At 61.5% G+C, this 509-nt stretch carries 1 pseudogene; it reads left to right on the top strand.

What is annotated here, in order from left to right:
- A pseudogene (locus RYB66_RS20025) lies at nucleotides 1–509 on the top strand (DUF2875 family protein); the annotation flags it as partial.

Genomic DNA, 509 nt, shown 5'->3' with positions numbered 1-509 from the left:
AGCAACCGAGGCCCTGGCAACTTCGAGCCCTCCCCGTGGCTGCCCATCCGCTGGGGTCAGCATCAGGTCAAGGAGTTCGACGCTGCGCCGGTACTCGGCTATTTGCACCGCCCGATCAAGGCGCCCATGCAGGATGAAAACGGCAAGCGCTTGAAACCTGCTTTACAAGCCAAAGCCTTGCAAGCCGCTTGGGTGCAGGCGCTGGATACCTTGCCCGACGGTCAAAAACCTGTACGGGTGTTCTACGACAGCACCAACAACCCGGAAGCCGAAATCGCCCTGAACAACGCTCTGCACGACCTGAACAAGGACGGCCACGGTCTTGAGCTGGGCAACGTCGAAGAGGGTTACGACATCGGTCGCCGTCTGGGCAATACCGGGGTCAGCGGTGCCCTGGTCGAGATCAATCTGGCTACCATCGCCAGTTACAAGGATGGCGGCGTCAGCGCCGTGGTCTACGCCGGCACCGATGGCAGCCTGACCGTACAAATGGTCCGCCCGCCCGATGA

It is taken from the genome of Pseudomonas syringae group sp. 243L2 (genome assembly GCF_032587875.1).
Lineage (GTDB): Bacteria > Pseudomonadota > Gammaproteobacteria > Pseudomonadales > Pseudomonadaceae > Aquipseudomonas > Aquipseudomonas amygdali.
Note: the sequence above shows the minus strand (reverse complement) of the source record. Positions and strands in the feature narration are given on the sequence as shown.